The following is a 23,013-nucleotide window of genomic DNA, read 5'->3' as shown; positions in this document are numbered from 1 at the left end:
CACGTCGCGCCCACCACTCTACGCGTCCCCGCCCAAACGTCACGAACGTCCACCCGAAACGAAGGGTCCGAAACGGTTTTGCCGGCCCCTGACGGACGGTCGATATGCCAACGGATCCCGACACCGGGTACGACCCCTCGCTGGGTCGGAAGTTCGTGTTCGTCACGGGCGGGGTGATGTCCGGACTGGGCAAGGGTATCACCGCCGCCAGCACCGGGCGTCTTCTCGCGAACGCGGGCTTCGACGTCACCGCCGTGAAGGTGGACCCCTATCTCAACGTCGACGCCGGGACGATGAACCCGTACGAGCACGGTGAGGTGTACGTCCTCAAGGACGGCGGCGAGGTCGACCTCGACTTGGGCAACTACGAGCGCTTCCTCGGCACCGACATGACGTTCGACCACAACGTCACCACGGGGAAGACCTACCAGCACGTCATCGAGCGCGAACGCGCCGGCGACTACCTCGGCAAGACCGTCCAGATCATCCCGCACGTCACCGACGACATCAAGCGGCGCATCCGGGAGGCCGCCGAGGGGAGCGACGTCTGTCTGATCGAGATCGGCGGGACGGTCGGGGACATCGAGTCGATGCCCTTCCTCGAAGCGCTCCGGCAGTTCGCCCACGAGGAGGACGACGAGGACATCCTCTTCACCCACGTCACCTTGGTCCCCTACTCGAAGAACGGCGAGCAGAAGACGAAGCCGACCCAGCACTCGGTGAAGGAGCTGCGGTCGATCGGCCTCCAGCCCGACATCCTGGTCGGGCGCTCCGAGGACCGGCTGGAGCCGGAGACGAAGGAGAAGATCGCCTTATTCTGCGACGTTCCCACCGACGCCGTCTTCTCGAACCCCGACGTCGAGGACATCTACCACGTCCCGCTGATGGTCGAAGACGAGGGGCTCGACGAGCACGTGATGGAGCGGCTCGGGCTCGCCGACGAGGCGCTCCCGAAGGCGGAGCGGTCCACGGAGTGGCGCGAGCTGGTCACCCGCGACCGGGAGGAGGAGATCGACGTTGCGCTCGTCGGCAAGTACGCCTTAGAGGACGCGTACATGTCGATCCACGAGGCGCTGAAACACGCCGGGATCCACACCCAGACCGAGGTGAACGTGCTGTGGGTCGACGCCGACGAGACGACGGACCGCCACGAGGAGCGTCTCGCCGAGGCGGACGCCGTTGTCGTCCCCGGCGGCTTCGGCTCCCGCGGTACGGACGGGAAGATCGAGGCGGTCCGGTACGCCCGCGAGAACGACGTGCCCTTCCTCGGGCTCTGCCTCGGCTTCCAGATGGCGGTCGTCGAGCACGCGCGCAACGTGCTCGGCCTCCAAGACGCCCACTCCGCGGAGATCGATCCCGACACTCCCCACCCGGTCATCGATCTTCTCCCCGATCAGTACGAAACCGAAGACATGGGCGGCACGATGCGGCTCGGCGCCCACGAGACCGACATTCAACCCGACACGCTCGCGGCGCGGGTGTACGACGCCGACTCCTGTACCGAGCGCCATCGCCACCGCTACGAGGTGAATCCCGAGTACATCGACGAGCTGGAGGCCGACGGCCTCACGTTCTCTGGCCGGGCAGACAACCGGATGGAGATCTTAGAGCGTCCGGACCACCCGTTCTTCTTCGGCACGCAGGCGCACCCCGAATTCCGGTCGCGGCCGGACCGCGCGAGTCCCCCGTTCGTCGCGCTCGTCGAGGCGGCGCTGGGATCGACGGACACAACCGAGCGGAACGCGGACGTGAGGCTATAGATGGTCGAGACGGAGGAATTCATCGCGGAAGCGAAAGCGGAGATCAGGGAGGCGATCGGCGACGCGAACGCCGTGATCGCCCTGTCGGGCGGCGTCGACTCCTCGGTCGCGGCGACGCTCGCGTACGAGGCGGTGGGCGACCAGCTCACCCCCGTCTACGTCGACACGGGACTGATGCGGAAAGGGGAGACAACGGAGATCCGCGACACCTTCGACTTCATGGAGTCGCTGCGCGTGATCGAGGCGCAGGAACGCTTCTTCGACCGGCTCGCGGGCGTCACCGACCCCGAGGAGAAGCGCCACGTGATCGGCGAGGGGTTCATCGACGAGTTCGAGACGGTCGCCCGCGACGTGGGCGCCGACTACCTCGTGCAGGGGACGATCTACCCCGACCGCATCGAGTCAGAGGGGAACATCAAGTCGCACCACAACGTCGGCGGGCTCCCCGATGTCGTCGACTTCGAGGGGATCGTCGAGCCCGTCCGCGACCTCTACAAGGACGAGGTCCGCGAGGTCGCCCGCGCGCTCGGCCTCGAGGAGATCATCTCCGAGCGCATGCCGTTCCCCGGTCCCGGGCTCGCCGTCCGGATCGTCGGCGAGGTCACCCCTGAGAAGGCCGCGGTCGCCCGCGAGGCGACCCACGTCGTCGAGGAGGAGCTGGAGGAGTACGACCCGTGGCAGGCGTTCGCCGCGGTGCTCGGGAAGGCCACCGGTGTCAAGGGCGACAACCGCGTGCACGGCTGGGTCGTCGCCGTTCGCTCGGTCGAGAGCCGCGACGGGATGACCGCTCGGGCGCAGGAGCTCGACTGGAGCACCCTCCAGCGCATCCAGAGCCGGATCACGGGCGAGAACGAGGACGTGGCCCGCGTCGTCTACGACGTGACCCACAAACCGCCCGCGACGATCGAGTACGAGTGATGACGGACCAATCTATCGCCGTCGTCGCCGGCTCCGACGAGCACGGGCTCGGCGAGGAGCTCGCGGACCTCGGCGTCGAGATCCGTCGCATCGAGGGGCTCGTCACCGCCGACACGCTCTCCGAGGCCGGGATCGCCGAAGCTGCCTACTTCGTCCTCACCGACGTGGAGGAGGCGACCGGCATTCCGATCGCCAAGGAGCTGAACCCGGACGTCCTCGCGGTGACGTACGCGGAACGGTCGCTGCCGGAGTTCGTCGCCGGCGTCGCCGACCTCGCGATCGACCCGGCCCTGATGGACGCCGCGACCGTCGCCGAAGAGCTGGTCGACGGCGCCGCCGACCGGGCGGAGTAGGCGCGTCCAAGCGGCCGACTCTCTCCCCGAAACTGGTCGATGAGACGCCTCTCCCGTGAGATCCGCCGAGGGCTATCCGGTCGCCTCCGCGACGCGTCCGGTGTCCGCCTTTCGGTGCCGTCTCCGACGGTCACAGCCCTCGACCTGTCGCTGAATCACGACCGTCACTGCCGGTTCCGACGCTTCGGCACCGCTGAGTGTAGTTATTTATCCTTAGGATCCCTTCTGGTCGTATGCTCGATTACTTCGACATGGAGTCGACCCTGTCCGAGGAGGAGCGGCTGCTCGTCGACTCCGCTCGGTCGTTCATCGACGGGGAGATCGACGACATCGGTCACCACTGGATCGAGGGCACGTTCCCGACCGATCTCATCCCGAAGATGGGCGAGATGGGATTTTACGCCCCGAACTTGGAGGGGTACGGCCTGCCGGGCGTCAGCGAGACCGCCTACGGTCTGCTGATGCGCGAGCTGGAGGCGTGTGACTCCGGGCTTCGGTCGATGGCGAGTGTCCAGGGCGCGCTGGTGATGTACCCGATCTACGCGTTCGGCAGCGACGCGCAGAAGGAGGAGTGGCTCCCGAAGCTCGGCACCGGCGAGGCCGTCGGCTGCTTCGGGCTCACCGAGCCGGAGCACGGCTCGAACCCCTCCGCGATGGAGACGATGGCCGAGCCGGACGGCGACGAGTACGTCCTCAACGGCTCGAAGTCGTGGATCACGAACTCTCCGATCGCGGACGTCGCCGTCGTCTGGGCCAAGGACCACGGCGCGGCAGACACCCCTGTCCGCGGGTTCCTCGTCGAGACCGACCGCGACGGCGTCACCACAAACAAGATCGACGAGAAGCTCAGCCTGCGCGCGTCGATCACGGGCGAGATCAGCCTCCAGAACGTCCGCGTTCCGAAGGAGAACCGGCTGCCCGGGGTCGAGGGGATGAAGGGCCCGCTGTCGTGCCTGACGCAGGCCCGCTACGGCATCGCGTGGGGCGCGGTCGGCGCGGCGGCGGACTGCTTCGAGGTCGCCTGCGAGTACGCCACCGACCGCGAGCAGTTCGGGAAGCCGATCGGCGGCTTCCAGATGCAACAGCAGAAGCTCGCGGAGATGGCGACGCAGATCACGCTGGCGCAGCTCCTCGCGCACCGGCTCGCGGAGCTCAAAGAGGCCGGCGAGATGCGGCCGCAACACGTCTCGATGGCCAAGCGCAACAACGTCCGCACCGCCCGCGACCAGTCGCGGATCGCCCGCGAGATGCTCGGCGGCAACGGGATCACGGCCGACTACTCGCCGATGCGTCACATGACGAACATGGAGACGGTGTACACCTACGAGGGCACCCACGACATCCACACGCTGATCCTCGGCGAGGACCTCACCGGGATCCCGGCGTACCAGTAGCGCCGCCGGTCTCCCCCCTCTCCCGCCCCCGCCGCTCTGCCGGGCTACCTGCCCTCTCACCCCGTCGCCCCGGCCGGTCTCCGCAAAACGCGGTGACGCGACGACGGGTAGTGCCTCTCCCGGAGTTCGGTCGGTCAGGCCGTTTCCATTTCGCGCTCTAGGTCGCGGAGCCGCTCGATCCGGTTCTCCGTCGAGGGGTGCGTCGAGGCGATCTTGCCGACGAATCCCGCCTTGATCGGGATGATGAAGAACGCGTTCATCTCCGCCTCCTCGCGCAGGTCCTCCTTCGGCACGCGGTCCATCCGGCCGTCGATCGTCATCAGCGCGGACGCGAGCGCGCCGGGTTTCCCCGTGATCAGCGCCGCGCCGCGGTCGGCGGAGTACTCGCGGTACCGCGAGAGCGCGCGGATGAGCAGGAACGAAATCACCCACACGACGATGGAGACGAGGATCGCGACGATGACGGGCGCGCCCTGGCGGTTGTCGCCGCTGAACAGCCACCCCCACCGCACGATGAAGAAGGCGATGGTCGAGAGGAACGACGCGATGGTCATCACCATCACGTCGCGGTTCTTCACGTGGGCGAGCTCGTGTGCGAGCACGCCGTCGAGCTCGTCGTCGTCGAGCGCCCGGAGCAGTCCGGTCGTCACGGCGACGGTCGCGTTCTTCTTGTTCCGGCCGGTCGCGAACGCGTTCGGTACCTGCGTGTCGGCGACCGCGATCGTCGGCTTCGGGAGGTCGGCCTGCTGGCTCAGCCGCTCGACCCGGCGGTGGAGGTCCGGGTACTCGTCGGCGCTCACCTCGCGGGCGCCCATGCTCCGGAGCGCCAGTTTGTCGCTGAAGAAGTACTGGGCGATCGAGAACCCGCCGAGCATGATCAGCGGGAACAGGAAGTCACCGAAATACACGGTCAGCGCGCCGACGAACACGACGTAGAGGGCGAAGAGGAGGAACATCGTGAACGCCATCCGTCCACGGAGTCCCCAGTCGGTCTTCCATTCCATACCCGTATTTTACCGCTCGCCCGATTAAAGGCTGCCGGGAGCGGGGGATCGGCCGACGACGGAGCGCTTTTCCCCCGCCCTAGCCACCCGCACGCATGGAAACGGTTCTCGTCACCGGCGGCCGCGGCGCCTCCGGGCGCTGGGTCGTCGACCGGCTCGCGGGCGACTACGAGGTCGTCGTTGTCGACTACGAGCGCCCCGGTCCGGACGCCGACCCGGCCCCGCACGTCTCGTTCCGCGCCGCCGACCTCGCCGACCGCGGCGAGGCGCTCGACACCGTCCACGCCGTCGACCCCGACGCCGTCGTCCACTGGGCCGCGATCCCCGTCGCCGGCACCCACCCCGACGGCCGGGTGTTCGAGACGAACGTCGGCGCCGCGAAGAACGTCCTCGACGCCGCCGGCCGCGCGGACGCCCGGATCGTGCAGGCCTCGAGCGACGGCGCGTACGGCTTCTTCTTCGCCGACCCGACGCCGTTCCCCGACGAACTCCCGATCACCGAGGAGCACCCCCTCCGGCCCGAGGACCCCTACGGGCTCTCGAAGGTGACCGCGGAGGCGGCCGCGGGAGCGGTCGCTCGCCGCGATGACGTTCCGGCGGTCTCGATCCGACCCTCGTGGATCCAGTTCCCCGGCGAGTACGCCTGTCGGAGCGACGGCTACGTCGACGACCTCGACGCGGGCGCCGGCAACTTCTGGTCGTACGTCGACGCCCGCGACGGCGCCGACCTCGTCGCCGCCGCGCTCGCGGGCACGGCGGGGTCGGACCCGGCCGTCCCGTCCGGAACCCACGAGGCCGTCAACTGCGTCGCGGCCGACAACGCGCTCGGTCGCCCCCTGCTCGACCTGCTGCGCGAGTCGTACGGCGAAATTCCGGACGACTGCGCGGTCGACGGGAGCGCGCTCGCCGAGGGCGACGACCGAGGCGCCTACGCGATCGAGAAGGCGAAGCGGCTGTTCGGGTGGAAACCGAGCCGGTCGTGGCGGAAGGCGGCGGCCGCGGACGTTCCCGAGCCGACGCTGTTCGAGCGATAGACAGCGGGGAAAGTCACTTATAAACGCTCAGTGCGGCGGCGAAGCCGCCGGCGACTGGGCCGTTGGAAATGGTCGCCGCAGAGTCATCGGCCACGCAACCCCAGCATCTCCCGGTTTTCCGCCGGCGTCGATACGGGTCGACCCAGCTCCTCGGCGATCCGCGCCGCTCGCGCCACCAGCTGTTCGTTCGTCGCCAGTTCGCCTTTCTCGTAGTACCGGTTGTCCTCAAGTCCGACGCGGACGTGGCCCCCGAGGAGGATCGACTGCGTCGTCAGCGGGAGCTGGTGCGGCCCGAACCCGATCACGTTGAACTCGACGCCCTCGGGCAGTATCTCGACCCGGTTCATCAGGTTTCGTGGATGCGGCGGCGACGTGGTCCCGCCGCCGAACAGGAAGTTGAGGTACGGCGGGTCCGCCAGATCGTCGAGGATCGCCAGCGACTCGTTGAGGTGGCCGTCGTTGAACACCTCCAGTTCGGGCTTGATCCCGCGCTCCCGCATCTCCGCGTGCAGCGACGCCACCAGTCCGCGGGTGTTCTCCGAGGTGAGCCGCTCGTAGCGGTTGAGCGGTCCCATGTCGAGCGACGCCATCTCGGGAGCCGGGTCAGTCCGGAGTGGCTCGTGTCGGAGGGCGTCCGGCGCGCCCGTCCCGCCGGTGGAGTGCTGGAGGACGGCGTCGTCGGTGGCGTCGCGGACCGCGTCGGCGACTTCCTGAAAGCGCTCGGTCGAGAAGGCGCGCTCGCCGTCGTCGCGGCGTGCGTGCAGGTGGAGGACGCTCGCGCCCGCGTCCTCGCAGGCGGCCGCGGCCGCCGCGATCTCCTCGGGGGTCTCCGGGAGGTCCGGGTGCGCCTCTTTCCCGTGGACGCCGCCCGTCAGCGCCGCGGTGATGACGACCGGCTTCCCGTCGCGGTAGTCGTCGTAGGTCATCGGTCGGCGTCGACGGTCTCGCTCTCGTCAGACGACTCCGACGCCGGCTCCGTCTCCGATCCCGCCTCCGATTCGACGTAGAACTCGCAGTCCGCCGCCGGATCGAGGCCGTACCGCGCGTTACAGATGTCGGCGCGCATGGGCTGGACGAACGACTCCGTCACGGTACAGAACGCGCGGGGCTCGTCGAACGACCGCCCCTCGCCCGCCTCGCGATACGCCAAGTGTGGACACGACTCAGCCATAGCGGACGGAGGCGGGCGAGCGGCTTGAAACCACGCGTCGGGGCGGGAGAGGCCCGTCCTGACCGACGGTGTTTAACCGAACGCCCGAAAAGGGAGCGACATGGAGCCAGTCGACGACTGGCAGGCGGCGATCGCGGAGGCCGGGGAGCTCACCGGCCCGATCGCCGCGGCCGTCGTCGACGAACACGGCGACCGCGGGCAGCGCGCCATCGAGGCGGTCGGCGAGGGGCGCGTGAAGCGTTACCGCGATTTCACCGTCGTCGTCGGCCACGACGACGAGTACGTCGTCGAAGACGGCGAGTGCAACTGCGCGGACGCGACGTACAACCTCGACGCCGACGACCCTTCCGAGCGCTGCTGGCACGCGATCGCGGTCGACGTGGCGGACGCGGTCGGCGCTGTCGACCACCACGACATGTGGTACTCGGAGGTCCGGGAATTCTTGTGAGCCGGGGGTGAGGGGTCGCCGAATACACCGAACCAGCCGCCGCTCACCCGGATGAGCGGCCGATATGCCGGATACGACGGCCGCCCAGTCGAAAACGTTTCAATGGCGGCCGGTCTCCCCTACGGTATGGCGGACTGTCCACTCGCCGACGACTGCCCCAGTTTCGACGAACGAATCGAGGGGATGGGGTGTCAACACTACGGCAACAAGGGGGGCGCGGAGTGGTGTAACCACTACGACATGCCCATTTACGAGCTGAAACAGCAGCCGGTCCAGCCCGGTGAGGAAGTCGTCGTCGAGGTCGACGACATCCACGAGAGCGGCGCCGGCGTGGGGCGTACCGACGACGGCTTCATCGTCCTCGTCGACGGCCTGCTCCCCCCGGCGCGCGCCGAGGTCCGGATCCACCGGGTGAAGTCGAGCCACGCGACCGCGGAAGAGGTCGTCGAGCGCCTCCCCGACGATCCGGAGGCGGACGAGGGCGCGGAGGGCGACGGCGACGACACCGACGACACCGGCGAGACCGACGCGGATGCCGACGAAGAAGACGAGGAGGGCGATCGCCGCCGCGACCGCCCCGACCGCGAGCGGCTCGGCAGCCGCGAGAACTTCTGGGGCAAGTAGGCCGCATCCCGGAGACGGCCCCACCCCACGGACAGTCCGGACGTTACCGATCCGCCGCCGCCGCCCCAGGTCCCGTTCCGTTCTCCTCCTTTCCGACCCCCACCGAAACCCCCGTTTTTTGAGCGCGCATCCCCTGACATCGTGTATGGTCGCAGACGACGGGGCTCCCGGATCCGATCCCGACACCGTGCCTGACCCCGACGACGTCGACGCCGCGACGCTGTTGGAGCGCGCGGGATTCGACGCGGACGAGAGCGTCCTCACCCACCGGCAGGCCGAGGTGCTGGCTCTTCGGGAGCGGGGGCTCCGCCAGTCCGACATCGCGGACCGGCTCGGCACCTCTCGCGCGAACGTCTCCAGCGTCGAGGCCAGTGCCCGCGACAACGTGGCGAGCGCCCGCGAGACGGTCGCGTTCGCGGAGGCGCTCGCAGCGCCGGTCCGCGTCGAGATCGAGGCGGGGACCGATCTCTACGACGCGCCGAAGCGTGTGTACGACGCCTGCGACGAGGCGGGCGTGAAGGTGAACCAGACCGCGCCCGACCTGATGAAGACGATCGGCGACCGCGCGGGCGACGCGGTCCGCGGACGCGAGGTGCGCGACCGGCTCTTCGTCACCGTCGACGCGAACGGACAGATCCGAGTGCGGCAGCCCTGATCCGGTAGCGGAACCCTCTCTCCGACCGCAGATCACTCTTCCAGTCGCTCGGCCACGCCCACGAGCGTCGCGCCCGCGGTCACGGTCGCCTCGCGGGCGATCGAGTAGACGATCCCGTCGCGGTCGGCCGCGGCGGTCTGGAGCGGCTCGAACGTCGCGGGGTCGTGAACGACGCCGAGCCGGTCGCCCGCTTCGACCTCGTCGCCGATCGACAGGCCCCGATCCGGGGTGAACAGCCCGGAGTCCGCGGCCTCGACGCGCCCGAGGTGGTTCCGCGCAACCGTGCCGTTCCACGGCGCGGGGTTGTCCGACAGGAGCCCCTCGTGCCGGAGCACGCCGATCATCCCCCTGACGCCGATATCGACCGCCCCGGGGACGATCTCGCGGCTGTGCGCGAGTTCGGGGGTAATCGTCGGGACCCCCTCGCGGGTGGCGGCGACGCGGAGTTTGCCCGCGAAGCCGCGCTCGGACCATTCGGCGTCCGCCTCGTCTCCCGCCGCTTCCGCGAGCAGGAGGTCGGTGCCGAACGCCTCCGCGAGGCCTCGGCAGGCCGCGTCGTCGCGCATGTACACCGCGTGAGTGAGCATCGCGGGCGACCCGGTGTGGAGGTCGACCACCGCGTCCGCCGCGCTCGCGAAGGTCCAGAGGCTGGCCGCCATTCGCTCGTGGAGGGTCCCGTCGGCGTCGCCGGGCCAGCAGCGGTTCATGTTCGAGTGGATCGCGTCGAGCGACTCCGGCGTGGTGTACGAGACGCGGTCGAAGGTGAGCGGGTCGGCGACCGGGACGGTGACGAGGGTGCCTTCGAGCTCCGCGTCGACCGCGTCCTCGCCAGCCGCGCCCTCGCCGGCCTCAGCCAGCCGCTCGTGGAGCCGTCGGAGGACCGCCGTCCCGTTCACCTCCCGGCCGTGCTGGGCCGCCTGCGCGTAGACGACCGGGCCGCCGTCGGCGGGAACTCCGAGTTCGGGCCCGTCCGGGCCGTCGACGAGACGCCCCTCGCCGTAGACGTGAACGGTCGTGCGGATCCGGACTCCCGAGGGGAGCCGCGCGAGAACGAGGTCGCGAGCGTCGTGCATACCGGAGCGTCGCGCCTGACGTGCTTATATATCGGGGCGGGCGTGGGTCGATCACGGACGCTAAGTCGGTGGGCCGTCGATCCCGACCCGAGATGCGGGTCACCCTCCTCGGCACCGGCGACACGACCGGGACGCCGACCGTCGGCTGCGACTGCGACACCTGCGCCGCGGCGCGCGAGCGGGGGGTGTCGCGCTCGCGATTCTCGGTCCACGTCGCCAACGAGCGCACGGGCGAGTCGCTGCTCGTCGACTTCAGCCCCGACTTCCGGAGCCAGTTCCTCGACAACGACGTCTCGGTGCCCGACGCCGGGCTCGTGACGCACATCCACTTCGACCACCTCGACGGGCTCGGCAACGTCTATCGAATCGTCGACGGGCTCCCGGTCCACGCGCCGTCGGAGACCGACCCTGCCACCGACGAGAGCGTCGCGGAGACGATCCGCGACAAGTACGACTACCTCGAAGATCGGATCGGCGTCCACTCCCGCGACCCGTTCGAGCCCTTCGAGACGTGCGGGTTCGAGGTCCGGTTCGTCCCTGTCGACCACCCGCCGCTGCTCTGTTTCGGCGTCGTGATCGAGGACCCTGAGACGGGAGCCAAGCTCTCGCTGACGGGCGACACGAGCTACGACATCCCGGAGCGGTCCCGCGAGGCGCTCGCTGATCCGGACCTTCTGCTCGCCGACGCCATCGTCCCGGCGTCGCTCTGCGAGCACCACCCGATCGGCGGGCGTCACGAGGGGCCCGACGGCGTGCCCCGCACGTTCGGTTCGAAACACATGACTCGGGAGGGCGCGCTCGCGCTCGCCGACGAGCTGAACGCCGAGCGCACCCGGCTCGTCCACCTCGCGCACTACTACCCGCCCGACGAGGCGTTCGAGGAGCCGCTGGCGGTGGACGGCGAGGAGTACGAGCTGTAGCCGGCGATCGGCAGCGCGGGGCGTTCGAGCTGTGTCCTTTTGTCTCGGTAGCACGTACCACAGGCGAGATGGGTGCGCGATCCCTGATCGGCGAGGCGCTCGACCGGTTCGAGCCGCCGCCGCGCGCGGTCGACTGGTCGCTGTTCGCGTTCGTTGTCGCCGAGGCGGCGACGGGGCTGGTCTCCTTTACCGTCAGCGTTCCCGAAGGATGGCCGCTCTTCTGGTTCCACCGTGCGCTCGGAATCGGAATTATCGCCCTGCTCGCGTGGAAGCTCGCGCGGGTCCGCCACCGGCTCACGGACCCCGGCCTCTGGCAGCCGTCGACCGCGCTGTCCGTCCTGACGCTCGTCGCCGCGCTCGGTGCGCTCGCGACCGGAATCGCGTGGGTGTTCGGGCTCGACGTGCGGCTCTCGTACTGGACGCTCCTCTCCGTCCACGTCGGGTTCGGGCTCGCCTTGGTCCCGCTCGTGGCCGCGCACGCAGCGACCCGGTTCCGGCCCTCCCGGCGGGTCGACTTCGAGCGCCGCCGAACCGCGGTCCGATACACCGTCCTGCTGGCCGCGGGGGCGGCGACGTACCGCCTCCAGCAGGGCGTCAACGACCTGCTCGACATCGCCGGCGCAGATCGGCGATTCACCGGGTCGCAGCCGCGGGAGGGTGAGGGGAACGCCGCGTTCCCGATCACCTCGTGGGTCGCCGACGACCCCGCCCCGATCGACCGGGACGACTATCGGCTGACGGTTGACGGACTCGTGAGCGAGCCGGTCGATCTGACCGCCGACGAACTCGCCGCCGGCCACGAAACCGAGGCGCTGCTCGACTGCACCAGCGGGTGGTACACGGTTCAGGAGTGGGGCGGGACCCGCGTCGGCGACCTGCTCGACGCGGCCGGGGGAACCGACGCCGATGCGGCCTACGTCCGGTTCACGTCGGTGACGGGCTACCGCTGGAGCCTCCCGCTCGACGAGGCCGAGGACGTGCTGCTCGCGACCCACGTCGGCGGCGAGCGACTGAGCCACGGCCACGGCGCGCCCGCGCGGCTGGTCGCGCCCGATCGCCGGGGGTTCCAGTGGGTGAAGTGGGTGACGTGCGTGGAGGTCCGGGCGGAGTACGATCTCGGCCAGTGGGTCGTGACGCTGGTGAGCGGGTTCGACTGAGCCTCCTCAGACGAAATCGACGTCGAGAGCGTCACGGATCCCGTCGACGTCGAAGTCGGTGTCCGACACGGCGAGCCGTTCGTCCTGTGCGACGGCGGCCCCCGCGATGAAAGCGTCGCGGGCCGCGAGGGGATCTCCCCGATCACGGAGCGCATCCTGAAGTACCGCCGCTTCACGAGCGACTGCCGCCGACGTGTCGATCACATCTATCCAGTCCAGCGCCTCGTCGACCGCGCCGAGGTCTGTCGATCCCGACTTGAACACCTCTCCTTGATACACTTCGAACAGCACGAGCGGCGGTGCGACCGCACGCTCGTCGGCGTGAGACTCGACGTATTCGACGGCGGGGGACCGTCCCGCGAGGTAATCGATGAGGACGCTACTGTCGTATAGGGTCACCGCGAGTCGACCCCGCGTTTCATCTCCCGGCGTTTCTCTCGGGCGCGCTCAGGCGCGTCACTTCCCTCCCACAGACCGGCCCCGGACCGGATCTCCTCGCGGCGCTCGCGAAGCAACCGCGTCAGCAGATCGTCGAAGGTCTCGTCGTCGCCTTTCAGCGACGCGAGCGCGGCGTGTGTCTCCTCGTCGACGCGGATGCTCTTGCTCATGTCTTCTCGTATACTACCTCGTATACATGATCCTTTCGCCGCTGTTTCCGTTCGTACCGTCGATCGAAGCTACTCGTACTCGCTCCCGACGACCTCGCGGATGCGCTCCGCGGTCACCGGGCCGACGCCGTCGACCTCCAGTAAGTCGTCCTCGGGTGCGGTCATCACGGCCTCCACGGTGCCGAAGTGCTCCAGCAGGGTGCGCGCGGTGACCGGCCCGATGTCGGCGATGGAGGAGACGACGTACTCCTGTTGTTCCGCGCGGGTCTTCGTCGTCTTCTCGCCGTGGACGCTCACCTCGCGGTCGCGCGTCTCCTGCTCTCGCTTGGCGATGGTCGCGAGCAGTTCGGTGGTGTCTTCCTCGCCCTCGGTGCGGAGGACGCTCACGTCGAAGTCGACGGCGAGCGACGCGAGCGCGCCGCGAATCGCGTTCGGGTCGATGTCGCGCTGGCCGTAGAGGTTCGTCCCCTCGACGACCATCACGGGGCGGGCGTACGCCCGCGAGAGCTCGCCGACCTGCTCGAACATCGACCGATCGGAGTCGAGCATCGAGTCGACGAAGTCCGCCGCCGACTTGCGCTCGACGGCGACGCGGTCGGAGAGCACGTAGTCGCCGACCGCGAGCGTCTCCAGCCGGGTGACGAGCCCGTCGCGCGTCGAGAGGTCCTTCGCGATGGTGGAGTCGAGCTCGCGCTGGTCGACGACGACCTCGACGCCCTCGTCGACGCCGGCGGTGGCGACGACAGCGTCGTCGTCGCTGTCGGTGTCGTTCGCTTCGACCTCGTCGCTCGCCTCGTCAGCATCGTCGCTCGTCCTGCTCCCGTTTTGTGCCTCTTCCGCGAAGTCGGTGAGACCGGCGTCGCCGGTGTCGTCGGTGTCGTCGCTGTCGTCAGCGTCGGCGCTATTCTCGTCGCTGTCGGGCGAGCTCTCGTCGGCTTTCGCACCGACATCGTCCTCGGCAGATCCCCCAGAGAACGCGTCGAGGCCGGCCTGCCCGTCGTCGCCAACGGTTTCTTCGATGTCGTCGGTGGCCTCCTTCAGCTCGGTCAGCTGGCTGGCCATCTTCTTCTCGCGGCGGCGCGAGATCCAGAAGAACGCCTCGTCGCGGGTGTCCTCGGCCATCAGGACGACGACCTTCCCCTCGGCCTGCCGGCCGGTCCGGCCCTTGCGCTGGATCGAGCGGATCGCGGTCGGAACCGGCTCGTAGAAGCAGACCAGATCGACCTCGGGCACGTCGAGCCCCTCCTCCGCGACCGACGTTGAGACGAGCACCTCGAACTTGCCGGCCTTGAACTCGTCGAGCGTCTCCTGTTGTTGCTTCTGGCTCATCCCGTCGGATCCCTCCTTGTCGCCCTGCCCGACGAACTTGCGGACGTCGAAGCTGGCGGAGAGGAACTCCACGAGCGCCTCGGCGGTGTCGCGGGACTCCGTGAACAGGATGGCGCGCTCGCCCTCGTTGATCCCGAGGGTTTCGGCCAAGAGGATCCGGGCCTTCGAGAACTTCGGGTGGAGCCCGTCGAACGACTCGGCCTTCCGCATCGCTTCTCTCACTTTGGGGTCCGCGACCATGCGCTGGCTCGCCTTCGAGGCGCCCGACGACCGGGCGGCCTCGCGCTGGCGCTCGAAGTAGCGCCGGACGGACTCGACCGACTGCGTCTCGACCAGTTCGGTCGCGCGGCGGAGCTTCATCACCTCGGCGTGGGTGCTCATCCCCTTGTACCCGTCCGACTGGTCGTTGTCCATCATCTGCTTCAGCTGCCCCCGCATCTTGTTGAGGTCCTTCTGCGAGAGGTCGGGGTTCGTCGTGTTCGTCACGCCCAGCGACTTCAGCTTCTCCAGCCGGTCGGTGATCACCTCGTTGAGCGCGTCGCGGATGTCTAATACCTCGTCGGGGAGCGTCACCTGCTCCCACTGCACGTCGGTGTCGTGGGTGTACTCGTCGACGTCGGCGTCCGCCTCGGTCATCACCTCGACGTTCGCGAGCCCGAGGTTCTCGCAGACCGTCTCGATCTCCTCGGTGTCGCCGCCGGGCGAGGCCGACATCCCCGTGACGAGCGGGTCGGCCGCGTCGGCATGGTAGCGCTCCGCGATGTAGACGTACGCGTAGTCGCCCGTCGCGCGGTGGCACTCGTCGAAAGTGCAGTGGGTCACGTCGCGAAGCGAGATCCGGTTGCCGACGAGATCGTTCTCGACGACCTGCGGGGTCGCGATCACGATCCGCGCGTCGTCCCAGAGCGCGGCGCGGTCGTCCGGCTTCACGTCGCCGGTGAACACGACGATATCGTCGTCCGGAATCTGTAGCGCCTCGCGGTAGAAGTCGGCGTGCTGCTGGACAAGGGGTTTGGTGGGGGCCAAGAAGAGCGCCTTCCCGCCCGCCTCGTTGAGACGCTCGGCGGTGACGAGCAGGCTGACCGTCGTCTTGCCGAGGCCGGTCGGGAGACAGACGAGGGTGTGTTCGTCGGCGGCGGCGTCGGCCAGCTGGAGCTGGTAGCGGCGTCGCTGGAGGAAGTCGTCGACGAGCAGGGGTCTATCGATGCCGGCGGCCTCGGTCGCCATCGACGGCTCTTGGCCGGCACCGGCCTAAAGCCTTCGCGAAGCGGGGTGAAAGTTAACAGTCGCCGGACCGCTCCTCTCGGGCCTCTCGAACCTCGTCCGGGACATTCTCGTCGACCAGCTGTGCCCACTCGACGAGTCGTTCTCCGGATGGTGTCTGCGCACTCATTAGGCGACGGATCTCAGTGGTACGTATTAACAGTTATCCCGATTCCACACGAGTTATCAAAAATCATATATTAGGCGGGGCGTCGCGGCGGGGATTGCGTCGGACGTCCGGCGTCGGGCGTCGGCGGCGATTCGCATCGGTACGAGGCGCCCCGACCTACCGCGACTCGCACGCTTTTTACCGCTCACGCGCCTCGGGTCGGCATGAGCAAACTCGACGAGTTCCTCGCCGGCGAGCGGCTCGACGACGTGGTCTTCTACCTGAGCGACGCGTATCTCGACGACGACTCCCGGCTCCGGAACGTCGGCACCGAGACCGACGGCGGGGTCCGGCTGATCCTCGACGGCGAGACCGGTCGCTCCGCGTTCGAGGCCGGCACGGGCATGGGAGCGATGGAGTTCGCGAAGACGGCCATGGGCGCCGAAGGGGAGATCGCCCGTGCGCTCGACGACGGGGCGTGCCCCGTCGCCGAGGAGACCCCCGACGACGACCACGAAGTCCAGTTCGTCTTCGCGTTCGCGGAGGCACAAAACGAGGAGGTCGGCGGCCTCTACGCCGAGGGCGACGTGGTTCACGCGTACGCCCACTGCACCTGCGGCGAGAGTTACTCGCACAAGTGGGTCGTCGGCGACCGCGACGACTGAGAGCGGATTCTCTCCGGACGAGGTCCTACTCCCCCTCGGGCGCGTCGTCTTCCGGCACCGATCCCTCGACGAGCGACTGGTCGGCGTACCGCTCCCGGAGGTCCTTCTTCGAGAACTTGCCGGTCGCGGTCTTCGGCACCTCGTCGATGAACTCCACCGCGTCGGGCACCCACCACTTCGGGTACTCCTCGCGGAGCCCGGCCTCGATCTCCTCGACTAAGGCGTCGCGGTCGACGCTGTCGGCCGCGACGACGAACGCGACGGGGCGCTCTTGCCAGCGCTCGTGCGGGACGCCGACTACGGTCGCCTCGCTGACGCCGTCATAGGCCATGATCGCGTTCTCCAGTTCGACGCTGGAGATCCACTCGCCGCCCGACTTGATCACGTCTTTCGTCCGGTCGACGAGCTGGAGGTAGCCGTCCTCGTCGACGGTGACCACGTCGCCGGTCTTCAGCCAGCCGTCCTCGAACCCCTCCTCGCTGGCGTCGGGGCGCGCGAAGTACTCCTGAGTCACCCACGGGCCGCGGATCCGGAGCTCGCCGAACGCCTCGCCGTCCCACGGGATCTCCTCGCCGTCCTCGTCGATCACCTCGAACTCCAGCCCGGGGACGACGAGCCCCTGTTTCGAGCGCTTGTCGACCTGCGTCTCGTAGTCGGCGTCCCGTAGGTCGTTCGTGAGATGCGAGACGGTGCCGATCGGCGACAGCTCGGTCATCCCCCACGCGTGGAGCACCTCGACCCCGCGGTCGTCGTACCACTCGATCAGCGACTGCGGCGCGGCCGCGCCGCCGACGATCACGGTGTCGAGCGTCGAGAGGTCGACGTCGTTCCCCTCCGTGACGTACTCCTGGAGCCCGAGCCACACCGTCGGCACGCCCGCGGAGACCGTCACGCCCTCCTCCTCGATGAGGGCGGCGAGGTCGGCTGGGTCGGGCGAGGGACCGGGGTAGACGTGTTTCGCGCCCGCTGCGGTCGCGGTGAACGGCATCCCCCACGCGTTGACGTGGAACATGGGGACGACAGGCATGACCACGTCGGAGTCCTCCATCGGGATCCCCTGCGGCGTCTGGGAGGCCATCGTGTGGCTCCACAGCATCGACTGGGTGTACTCGACGCCCTTCGGCTTCCCCGTGGTGCCGGAGGTGTAACAGAGCCCGGCGGGCTGGTCGCCGTCGAGGTCCGGCCAGTCGTAGTCGGTCGAGTGGCCGGCGATGAACTCCTCGTAGGGTGTCGCGTCGAGCGCGTCGATCTCATCGGATCCCATGGAGACGAAGTCGACGTCGTCGAACTCCGCTGCTCCCTCCGCAGCGCCAGCGAGCTTCGGCGCCAGCGACGCGTCGACGAAGATTATCTCGTCGGCGGCGTCCTCGACGATGTACTGGATGTGCTCGTCGGGTAGGAGCGGGTTGATCGTGTGAAGCTGCGCACCGGTGTTCGGGACGCCGAAGTACGTCTCGAAGTGGCGCGTGTGGTTCCAGCAGAACGTCGCGATCCGGTCACCGCGGTCGATCCCGTACTCGTCTAGGGCGTTCGCGAGCTGTGCGGTTCGGTCGGCGTACTCGGAATAGGTGTGTCGCGTGCGCCCCTCGTGAGTCCGGGAGACGATCTCGGTGTCGCCGTACAGTTTTTCCGCGCGCCACAGGAACGGTCGCAGGGTCTGGGAGTGTCCACCGGGCATACCTCACACACCACGGAGCCGAGAACTATGAACGTTGTCATGGTTGATCGTTATAGTTGTGTCAGAGAGACCTCGACGGCTCACCTGCTCACTCATAAACAGCCGATACCGGATCGACGGTGAAGGCACCAAAGCCCCACCCGCTCGCTTATAAACGGTTGATTCCGGATCGACGGCGAACACCTCCAAAGCCCCAGCCGTGAGGATGACGCACGCTCGCTGCGCTCCTCGTCACTCGCTGCGCTCGTTCCTGTGGTGCTTACGTCGCCTGCGCCATCCTCACGGCAGCGAGGCGCTTCGCGCCTCTGGCAGCCGGCGGCGAAGCCGCCGGCGACTGCCCCTTTGAGTCCCACCCGTCCGCAACCGCACAGCACCTCACGCCTCCCCAGCCTCGCGGTTCGCGCTCTGCGAGCGCTCACCGCGTCCCTCGCGCGACGCTCTCGCCGGCGGCTTCGCCGCCGGCTGTCAGAGAGACCTTCGGTCTCTCTCTACTCGCGCCCTTATCAGGGCGCTCGGAGGCGCGCGGGGCGAGAGCGAAGCTCTCGCTTGCAGCCGGCGCGTAGCGCCGGCGACGCCACCGCACATCGGCTCTTTTTAAAAGCGTCAGCTATCTTTAAAAGCGTCAGCTATCCCTTAAAAAGGCTCGCGTGGACCGGCGCGTGGTCTGACTCGGGACGCACGGACTCGTCTCGGTCGCCGCCGCTGTCGTCGGAGACCGCCCGCCCCTCGACCCCCTCCGCGAGGAAGTCGCGGAGGGGCGGCCCGACGTGTTCGGGCTCGACGAGGAACGCGTCGTGGCCGTGGTCGGAGTCGATCACGTGGTGGGCGACCGGGGCGTCGCCGGCGCGGAACGCGTCGGCGAGCGACGACGACTGCTCGACGGTGAAGTGCCAGTCGGCGGTGAAGCTCAACAGGAGCGCCTCCCCGTCGAAGGCGCCGAGCGCGTCGGCGTCGGTGCCGTGTCCCGCCGCGAGGTCGTACTCGTCCATCGCGCGCGTGAGGTAGAGGTAGCTGTTGGCGTCGAACCGCTGGCTGAACCCCTCGGCCTGATAGTCGAGATACGACTCCACCTCGCGGTAGGGGAAGAAGGCCGCCGTCGGCTCCGGCGGGAGCCCGAGGTCGCCCTCCTCGCGCGTCAGCGAGTCGCGACCGGCGGAGCGTCGCCCGAACTTCCGCTCCATCGACGCCTTCGAGAGGTACATGATGTGGCCGATTTGGCGGGCCAAGGCGAGCCCCTCGTCGGGCGAGGGACGGTCCTCGCCGTAGTAGTCGCCCCCGTTCCAGTTCGAGTCCGCGCGGATCGCCCGCCGAGCGACCGCGTCGAGCGCGAGGCACTGCGCGTCGAGGCGCCCCGCGGTCGCGATGGCGACCACCCGGTCGACGTCGTCCGGGTAGCGCTTCGCCCACTCCAGGGCGTTCATCCCGCCGACGCTCCCGCCGACGACGGCCCGGAGCCGGCCCACGCCGAGGTGGTCCAGCAGGCGGCGCTGCGCGCGCGCCCAGTCCTCGACCTGCACCGGCGGGAAGGAGGTTCCCCACCGGTCGTGATCGGGCTCGTCGGGGAGGTCGAGGTCGGCGGGGCGCTCGCTCGTCGGGCCAGTGGTGCCGTAACAGGAGCCGGGGACGTTCGCGCAGACGACGTAGTACTCGGTCGTGTCGATTGCCTTCCCCGGGCCGACGATGTCGTCCCACCACGCGCGGGCCTGCCCGGCCTGTCCGGCCCCGCGAGTCTCCTCGTCGCGCTCCGGGGCGGGCGACCGGGCGACGTTCTGGCTGCCGGTGAGCGCGTGACACACCAACACGACGTTGTCGCCGTCGAACTCGCCGTGGGTCTCGTAGGCGACTTCCAGGTCGGGGACCGACTGCCCGCACTCGAAGGTGAACTCGCCGAGCGAGGCGACGCCGTGGTCTGTCGGGACGGCGCTCATCGGTTCACGCCCCTCCCCCGTTCGCCGGCTCCTCGGTTTCGGCTCGCTCCGTCGCGGCGCGCTCGCCCGCGGTCAGTCCCGCGTCGAGGTCGGCGATCACGTCGTCCGCGTCCTCGATCCCGACGGAGAGCCGGAGCATCTCCGGGTAGACGCCGGCGAGGCGCTGTTGGGTCTCGTCCATCTGCGCGTGCGTGGTCGACGCCGGGTGGATGACGAGCGTCTTCGCGTCCCCGATGTTCGCGAGGAAGCTCGTCAGGTCGACCGCCTCGCAGAACGTCTTGGCGGCCTCGTAGCCGCCGTCGACCCCGAAGGTGACCATCCCGCCGTAGCCGTCGAGGTACTCGGCGGCGTTGCCGTGGCTCTCGTGGTCCTCGAAGCCGGGGTACGCCACCCAGTCGACCCGGTCGTCGTCGCGGAGGAACTCGGCGACGCTCCGGGCGTTCTCGCAGTGGCGCTCCATCCGGAGCGGGAGCGTGTTGAGCCCCTGGATCGTCTGCCACGCGTCGAAGGGCGACTGCTGGCCGCCGGTCGGCCGGACCCCGCGCTGGCGGGCGACGTTGGCGAAAGCGGCGTCGCCGAACTGCTCGACGAAGTCGATCGGGTAGGCCGGCGACTGGCCGTCGAGCTCGTCGTAGTCGGCGTCGGGATGGTCCCACGGGAACTGCCCGCCGTCGACGACGACGCCGCCGACCGTCGTCCCGTTGCCCGTGATCCACTTCGTCGTCGACTCCCAGACGATGTCGGCGCCGTGCTCGAACGGGCGACAGAGATAGGGGGTCGCGAACGTGTTGTCGACCACAAGCGGGACCGCGTGGTCGTGGGCGATCTCGGCGAGCCGCTCGAAGTCGGGCGTGACGAGCGAGGGGTTGGCGACCGTCTCCACATGGACGAACGCGGTGTCCTCGTCGATGACGTCCGCGTACGCCTCGTCGTCGAGGGTGTCGACGAGCCGCGCCTCGATCCCGCGGCGGTTCGCGATGCTCGTGAGGTACGCGGCCGTGCCGCCGTACATCTCGGAGCTGGCGACGATGTTGTCGCCCGCGCTCGCGAGCACCGTCGTTATCGTGTCGAGTGCGGCCATCCCCGAGCCGGTCGCGACGGCGTCGGACCCGCCCGAGAGGTCGGCGATCCGGTCTTCGAGGACGCTCACCGTCGGGTTTGAGAGCCGGGAGTAGACGTGCCCCTCCGCCCGGAGCGCGTACAGCTCCGCCGCCGTGTCCGCGTCGTCGAAGACGTAGGAGGTCGTCTGGTGGATCGGGGTCGCGCGCGACCCGGTCGCCGGATCGGCCTCGGCGCCGGCGTGGAGACTCCGGGTGTTGAACCCACGTGTCATGTGTGTAGTGCATATATCTACAAATATCTATAACCGTCAGTTACGGCAAGTGATGCCTCGGCCTGCGTCGAAGTGCCGGAGGAGGGGCACGCGGCGGGCCCCACCGGGTGGTCGGCCGAAGCGTGAGTTTATCCCCGGTCGGGAGCCAACGACCGGTAATGGCAGTCGCCGACCCTCCCGTGCCGGAGCTCACTGCGCGCGCGAACGCCTGCGCCGACCGGCTCCGCGCCGCGGACCGAGTGCTGCTCGCGTCCCACATCGACGCCGACGGGCTTACCAGCGGCGCGATCGCCTCGACGGCGCTTGAACGGGCCGGGATCGACCACGAGGTCGTCTTCGAGAAGCAGCTCGACGCCGAGTCGATCGCGGGGATCGCCGCCCGCGAGTTCGACGTGGTGCTGTTCACCGACTTCGGCTCCGGCCAGCTCGACTCCATCGCCGAGCACGAGGACCGCGGCGACTTCGTCCCCGTGATCGCCGACCACCACCAGCCGGGCGATCGCGACACGGAGTTTCACCTCAACCCGCTGCTCGAAGGGATAAACGGCGCGAGCGAGTTGTCGGGGGCGGGCGCGAGCTACGTGCTCGCCCGCGCGCTGGAGGGGCCAGACGGCGACAACCGCGACCTCGCCGCGCTGGCGGTGGTCGGGGCCGTGGGCGACATGCAGGACTCCGACGGCGGGCTCGTCGGCGCCAACGAGGCGATCGTCGCCGACGGCGTCGACGCGGGCGTCATCGAGGCGCAGACCGATCTGGACCTGTACGGCAGGCAGACGCGCCCGCTCCCGAAGCTGCTGGAGTACGCCTCCGACGTGAAGATCCCGGGCGTCTCGAACGACGAGGCGGGCGCAATCGCCTTCCTCACCGACCTCGACGTCGACGTGAAACGCGACGGAGAGTGGCGGCGCTGGGTCGACCTTGACGGCGAGGAACGACAAATTCTCGCCTCCGGCCTGATGCGCCGCGCCGTCGCCTCCGGTGTCCCCGCCGACCGGATCGAGGCGCTCGTCGGCACCTCCTACACCCTCGTCGACGAGGAGCCGGGCACCGAGCTGCGGGACGTGAGCGAGTTCTCCACCCTCCTCAACGCCACCGCCCGGTACGAGCGGGCCGACGTGGGGCTCGCGGTGTGTCTCGGCGACCGCGGCGATGCCCTCGCCGAGGCGCGCCGGCTCCTGCGGAACCACCGCAAGAACCTCTCGGAGGGGTTACAGTGGGTGAAAAACGAGGGCGTCACCGAGGAGGAGAACCTCCAGTGGTTCGACGCCGGCTCGCGGATCCGCGAGACGATCGTCGGCATCGTGGCGGGGATGGCGCTCGGCTCGCCCGCCCTCGACCGCTCGAAACCCGTGATCGCGTTCGCCGAGGAGAACGCGGAGGAGCTGAAGGTGTCCTCGCGGGGGTCGCACGCCCTCGTGCGGCAGGGCCTCGACCTCTCGGCGGTGATGCGCGAGGCGAGTCAGGCGGTCGGCGGCGACGGCGGCGGCCACGACGTGGCCGCGGGCGCGACCATCCCGACGGAGGAGCGCGATACGTTCGTCGCCGAGGCGGACCGGCTGGTCGGCGAACAGCTCTCGTAAGGGGGCTTC

Annotated in this window: 22 protein-coding genes; 12 read left to right on the top strand and 10 right to left on the bottom strand. The window is 69.1% G+C overall.

Going from position 1 to position 23,013, the window contains the following annotated elements:
* Positions 1-104: 104 nt before the first annotated feature.
* The 4 genes from ACP96_RS10455 (at position 105) to ACP96_RS10440 (ending at position 4,425) form a co-directional block, all read left to right on the top strand.
* Positions 105-1,760 carry a CTP synthase gene (locus ACP96_RS10455; RefSeq protein ID WP_050033266.1) on the top strand — a complete coding sequence of 552 codons (1,656 nt, stop codon included), beginning with the start codon at positions 105-107 and terminating at the stop codon, positions 1,758-1,760.
* Positions 1,761-2,678, top strand: a complete 918-nt coding sequence (guaA, locus tag ACP96_RS10450) for a glutamine-hydrolyzing GMP synthase (protein WP_050033265.1) — start codon at positions 1,761-1,763, stop codon at positions 2,676-2,678. It begins immediately after the preceding gene.
* Positions 2,678-3,031, top strand: a complete 354-nt coding sequence (locus tag ACP96_RS10445) for a DUF7126 family protein (protein WP_050025288.1) — start codon at positions 2,678-2,680, stop codon at positions 3,029-3,031. The genes guaA and ACP96_RS10445 overlap by 1 nt, the downstream gene beginning before the upstream one ends.
* Before the next feature lie 233 nt (positions 3,032-3,264).
* Entirely contained in the window at positions 3,265-4,425 is a 1,161-nt protein-coding gene (locus ACP96_RS10440) for an acyl-CoA dehydrogenase family protein (RefSeq protein ID WP_050033264.1), read from the top strand.
* 134 nt (positions 4,426-4,559) lie between these two features.
* Here the strand turns inward: ACP96_RS10440 and htpX are convergent, their stop codons facing one another.
* Complete coding sequence (htpX, locus tag ACP96_RS10435) at positions 4,560-5,429, bottom strand: zinc metalloprotease HtpX (protein ID WP_050033263.1); 870 nt, start codon at positions 5,427-5,429, stop codon at positions 4,560-4,562.
* Between the two features lie 95 nt (positions 5,430-5,524).
* Here htpX and ACP96_RS10430 point away from each other — a divergent pair, with 95 nt between their 5' ends.
* A complete protein-coding gene (locus tag ACP96_RS10430; protein ID WP_050033262.1) occupies positions 5,525-6,463 on the top strand; it encodes an NAD-dependent epimerase/dehydratase family protein in 939 nt (312 codons plus the stop codon).
* Positions 6,464-6,546: 83 nt separating this feature from the next.
* Here ACP96_RS10430 and ACP96_RS10425 read toward each other — a convergent pair whose 3' ends face one another.
* Positions 6,547-7,389 (bottom strand): BKACE family enzyme, encoded by an 843-nt coding sequence (locus ACP96_RS10425; RefSeq protein ID WP_050033261.1) that lies wholly within the window; start codon positions 7,387-7,389, stop codon positions 6,547-6,549.
* The gene (locus ACP96_RS10420; protein WP_050033260.1) at positions 7,386-7,634 is read right to left on the bottom strand and encodes a hypothetical protein; all 249 of its coding nucleotides are present in this window, start codon (positions 7,632-7,634) and stop codon (positions 7,386-7,388) included. Before ACP96_RS10420 ends, ACP96_RS10425 begins: the two co-directional genes overlap by 4 nt.
* Before the next feature lie 100 nt (positions 7,635-7,734).
* Here ACP96_RS10420 and ACP96_RS10415 point away from each other — a divergent pair, with 100 nt between their 5' ends.
* The 3 genes from ACP96_RS10415 to ACP96_RS10405 all read left to right on the top strand — a co-directional run bounded on the left by ACP96_RS10415 (position 7,735) and on the right by ACP96_RS10405 (position 9,361).
* On the top strand, positions 7,735-8,082 hold the full coding sequence (locus tag ACP96_RS10415; protein WP_050033259.1) for a hypothetical protein: 348 nt from the start codon (positions 7,735-7,737) through the stop codon (positions 8,080-8,082).
* Positions 8,083-8,208: 126 nt separating this feature from the next.
* Entirely contained in the window at positions 8,209-8,706 is a 498-nt protein-coding gene (locus ACP96_RS10410) for a TRAM domain-containing protein (RefSeq protein ID WP_050033258.1), read from the top strand.
* Positions 8,707-8,851: 145 nt separating this feature from the next.
* Positions 8,852-9,361, top strand: a complete 510-nt coding sequence (locus ACP96_RS10405; protein WP_050033257.1) for a Tfx family DNA-binding protein — start codon at positions 8,852-8,854, stop codon at positions 9,359-9,361.
* A 32-nt stretch (positions 9,362-9,393) separates the two neighbouring features.
* Here ACP96_RS10405 and ACP96_RS10400 read toward each other — a convergent pair whose 3' ends face one another.
* Positions 9,394-10,434, bottom strand: a complete 1,041-nt coding sequence (locus ACP96_RS10400; protein WP_050033256.1) for a succinylglutamate desuccinylase/aspartoacylase family protein — start codon at positions 10,432-10,434, stop codon at positions 9,394-9,396.
* A 92-nt stretch (positions 10,435-10,526) separates the two neighbouring features.
* Here ACP96_RS10400 and ACP96_RS10395 point away from each other — a divergent pair, with 92 nt between their 5' ends.
* Together ACP96_RS10395 and ACP96_RS10390 are read left to right on the top strand one after the other, a co-directional pair.
* The gene (locus tag ACP96_RS10395) at positions 10,527-11,354 is read left to right on the top strand and encodes an MBL fold metallo-hydrolase (RefSeq protein ID WP_050033255.1); all 828 of its coding nucleotides are present in this window, start codon (positions 10,527-10,529) and stop codon (positions 11,352-11,354) included.
* Between the two features lie 68 nt (positions 11,355-11,422).
* Positions 11,423-12,511, top strand: coding sequence for a molybdopterin-dependent oxidoreductase (locus tag ACP96_RS10390; RefSeq protein ID WP_050033254.1), 1,089 nt, complete (start codon positions 11,423-11,425; stop codon positions 12,509-12,511).
* A gap of 6 nt (positions 12,512-12,517) precedes the next feature.
* Here the strand turns inward: ACP96_RS10390 and ACP96_RS10385 are convergent, their stop codons facing one another.
* The 3 genes from ACP96_RS10385 to ACP96_RS10375 all read right to left on the bottom strand — a co-directional run bounded on the left by ACP96_RS10385 (position 12,518) and on the right by ACP96_RS10375 (position 15,675).
* Complete coding sequence (locus ACP96_RS10385) at positions 12,518-12,910, bottom strand: PIN domain-containing protein (RefSeq protein ID WP_050025897.1); 393 nt, start codon at positions 12,908-12,910, stop codon at positions 12,518-12,520.
* Positions 12,907-13,119: a DUF7557 family protein gene (locus ACP96_RS10380; RefSeq protein ID WP_050033253.1), complete on the bottom strand. Its 213-nt coding sequence runs from the start codon at positions 13,117-13,119 to the stop codon at positions 12,907-12,909. Before ACP96_RS10380 ends, ACP96_RS10385 begins: the two co-directional genes overlap by 4 nt.
* A gap of 69 nt (positions 13,120-13,188) precedes the next feature.
* Positions 13,189-15,675, bottom strand: coding sequence for a DEAD/DEAH box helicase (locus tag ACP96_RS10375; protein WP_050033252.1), 2,487 nt, complete (start codon positions 15,673-15,675; stop codon positions 13,189-13,191).
* 369 nt (positions 15,676-16,044) lie between these two features.
* On the opposite strand from ACP96_RS10375, the gene ACP96_RS10370 reads away from it, so the two are divergent.
* Positions 16,045-16,485 (top strand): DUF5807 family protein, encoded by a 441-nt coding sequence (locus ACP96_RS10370; protein WP_050033251.1) that lies wholly within the window; start codon positions 16,045-16,047, stop codon positions 16,483-16,485.
* 25 nt (positions 16,486-16,510) lie between these two features.
* On the opposite strand, the gene ACP96_RS10365 is transcribed toward ACP96_RS10370, so the two are convergent.
* The 3 genes from ACP96_RS10365 to ACP96_RS10355 all read right to left on the bottom strand — a co-directional run bounded on the left by ACP96_RS10365 (position 16,511) and on the right by ACP96_RS10355 (position 21,424).
* Positions 16,511-18,163: a long-chain fatty acid--CoA ligase gene (locus tag ACP96_RS10365; protein ID WP_050025905.1), complete on the bottom strand. Its 1,653-nt coding sequence runs from the start codon at positions 18,161-18,163 to the stop codon at positions 16,511-16,513.
* Positions 18,164-18,789: 626 nt separating this feature from the next.
* Complete coding sequence (gene metX / locus ACP96_RS10360; RefSeq protein WP_050033250.1) at positions 18,790-20,091, bottom strand: homoserine O-acetyltransferase MetX; 1,302 nt, start codon at positions 20,089-20,091, stop codon at positions 18,790-18,792.
* Between the two features lie 4 nt (positions 20,092-20,095).
* The gene (locus ACP96_RS10355) at positions 20,096-21,424 is read right to left on the bottom strand and encodes an O-acetylhomoserine aminocarboxypropyltransferase/cysteine synthase family protein (protein ID WP_050033249.1); all 1,329 of its coding nucleotides are present in this window, start codon (positions 21,422-21,424) and stop codon (positions 20,096-20,098) included.
* A 158-nt stretch (positions 21,425-21,582) separates the two neighbouring features.
* Here ACP96_RS10355 and ACP96_RS10350 point away from each other — a divergent pair, with 158 nt between their 5' ends.
* On the top strand, positions 21,583-23,004 hold the full coding sequence (locus tag ACP96_RS10350; protein ID WP_050033248.1) for a DHHA1 domain-containing protein: 1,422 nt from the start codon (positions 21,583-21,585) through the stop codon (positions 23,002-23,004).
* Positions 23,005-23,013 lie beyond the last annotated feature (9 nt).

Origin of the sequence: Halorubrum halophilum (genome assembly GCF_000739595.1) — an archaeon.
GTDB lineage: Archaea > Halobacteriota > Halobacteria > Halobacteriales > Haloferacaceae > Halorubrum > Halorubrum halophilum.
The sequence above is the reverse complement of the archived record's forward strand: the minus strand, read 5'-3'. Positions and strand labels throughout refer to the sequence as shown.